A 2,412-nucleotide genomic window follows, 5' to 3' on the forward strand; every position below is an offset into this window, starting at 1 on the left:
CCTGAGCCGTGAGGGCGGTCGACCACCGCCCTCACGGCTCAGGAGCAGGGGCGGCGACCGCCGCCCCGCCGGTCAGCCGCTCGTCGCCGCCACCGCGCGGCGGCCGGTGATCACGTACAGGCCCGCGGCGACGACCATGCCGACCGGCAGGGAGAGGTCGACGCCGCCGAGCGCCGTGGCGACCGGGCCGGTGTAGACGGTGTTGACGCAGAGGGCGGCCGCGGCCACGCCCACGAGCAGGGAGAGGGCGCCCGCCCAGTTGACGCCGCCGGTGAACCAGAAGGCGCTGCCGGGGGTTTCGTCCGAGAGCGTGCGGCCGTCGTACCGGTTCCGGCGCAGGACGATGTCGGCGGCGTACACGGCCATGAGGGGGCCGATCAGGGCGGTGATCACCTGGAGGGCGTTGCTGACGGTGTCCAGGAAGTTGGACACGAGCAGGCCGTAGAGGGTGAGCGCGACCGCGACGGTGCCGTCGAAGAGGACGCTGACGGTGCGTCGGATGCGCAGGCCGACGGCCTGGAGGGCGAGTCCGGCGCTGTACGCGGTCAGGGCGTTGATGGAGATCGTGCCGAGCACCAGGGCCAGCAGGAAGATCGGCACGAACCAGCCCGGCAGGATCTCCTGGAGCGCGTTCTGAGGGTCGGTCATGTCGACGGCCGTGGCCGCGAAGGCGCCGAGCGAGCAGACGATGACGCTGGGCACGAAGGCGCCGAGCGCGGTCCAGCCGACGATCGCCTTCTTCGAGGCCGTACGGGGCAGGTAGCGGGAGAAGTCGGCGCTCGTGGTGTACGAGAGCGGGCCCGAAGCGATCATCGTGGTGCCCGCGATCAGCAGGGCCCAGAGCTCGACGCCACTGGCCGGCTCGGCGGGCGTGTACGAGAAGTCGGCGTGCCGGAAGACCGCGAGGGCGACCACGGTGAAGGCACCCGCCAGGGCCAGGGTGATCGGCAGGTACAGCTTGATGATCAGGGCGTGGCCGTAGACGCTGATCGCGAGGGTGAGCGCCGCGATGACGACGACGACCGCCACCTTGACGGGGACGTTCGCGGTGATGCCGGCCTTCTCGACGAGCGCGAAGGCGGCGGTCGCGGCGGCGGCGAGGTTGAGCGCGAAGTAGCAGACGGAGACCAGCCAGCCGCCGATCGCGTTGTTCACCCGGTTGCCCATGACGCCGTACAGCGCACGGGTGATCACCTCGCTCGGCGCGCCCGCGGCCGGTCCCGAGATGGCGAGGAGCCCGGTCAGCACCCAGAAGAGGTTGCCCACGACGATCACGCCGACGGCCTGCCAGAGGCTCAGGCCCATCAGGACGAGGGCGCCGCCGATGACGAGGCTCAGGTAGTTGACGTTCGCGGCGGCCCAGACGGAGAACAGCTCGCGGGGATGCCCGTGGCGCTCGGTGTCGGGAATGTGGTCGATGCCGTGCGCCTCGATGCGTCCCGGGCGGTCGGAGACCGGCGGCGTGACCTCGGCGCGGGTGGCGCCGTGGTCGGGGATCGTGGATGCCATGCGGCCCTCCGGATGCGTGTCGTGCCCACCTGCTTGCTTATTGGTCGCACACTCAATAGCATCGCCGGTATGCCGTCAAGCGTCCAGCGCAAGAGAATCCGGAAAACTCCCGAAGCCCGTAGGGCGGAGATCGTGGAGACCGCGGCCCGGGTCGCCCTGACCGAGGGCCTGGAGTGCGTCACCCTCCGGCGCATCGCCGACGAACTCGCCGTACGACCCGGTCTGATCAGCCACTACTTCCCGTCGGCGGAGGACCTGGTGGCCGAGGCGTTCAGCGTCGCCTCCACCGGCGAGCTCGACGCCCTGCTGCCCGCCGACCGCCCCGACGGGACCCCCACGCAGTACCTCGCGCGCTACTTCGCCCTCTCGGCCGGAGAGGCGTACGACGACATCAGCCGCCTGTGGATCAACGCCCGGCACCTCAGCCGCTACCGGCCCGTGCTCCGCGACCGGGTCGCCGAGCAGGAGCTCGCCTCCGACGACCGCCTCGAAGGTCTCATCCGCGAGGGCGTCGAGCGCGGCGAGTTCCGCACGGACGACCCGCGCGCGGCGGCCATCCAGATCCTGGTGGTCCTCGACGGCCTCGGCGCCCACGCCAACACCGACCGCAGCAACCGCCCTGAGGCGGTGACGCGGATGGCGGTGACGACGGCGGAACGTGAACTCGGCCTGCCGTACGGCGCCTTGACCGACGTACGCCTGCCGGGGGAACCGGCCGAGCCACGCTGACGAGCTGACGAACGGGGACCGCCGCACCGCGCCGGACGCCACTCGGCCGCAGGCCCCGCAGGCGAACGATGCCGGCGGCCGACGCCGGGCTGCCTCCGCCGGCGAGCGGTGCCTGCCGCCGGCCACGCCGCCCGCCGGCCTCACGCCACCCGTTACCCGCCCACCGGCCTGACC

Annotated in this window: 2 protein-coding genes; one reads left to right on the forward strand and one right to left on the reverse strand. The window is 72.1% G+C overall.

All coding sequences use genetic code 11. The annotated features are described in order from the left end of the window. Positions 1–72: 72 nt before the first annotated feature. Positions 73–1,509, reverse strand: coding sequence for a cytosine permease (locus tag CCN56_RS34500; protein WP_086831749.1), 1,437 nt, complete (start codon positions 1,507–1,509; stop codon positions 73–75). A gap of 69 nt (positions 1,510–1,578) precedes the next feature. Here CCN56_RS34500 and CCN56_RS34505 point away from each other — a divergent pair, with 69 nt between their 5' ends. Next, a complete protein-coding gene (locus tag CCN56_RS34505; protein WP_086831750.1) occupies positions 1,579–2,238 on the forward strand; it encodes a TetR/AcrR family transcriptional regulator in 660 nt (219 codons plus the stop codon). The last annotated feature ends 174 nt before the right edge of the window (positions 2,239–2,412 follow it).

The organism is Streptomyces sp. NRRL B-24572, assembly GCF_002156145.1.
Lineage (GTDB): Bacteria > Actinomycetota > Actinomycetes > Streptomycetales > Streptomycetaceae > Streptomyces > Streptomyces vietnamensis.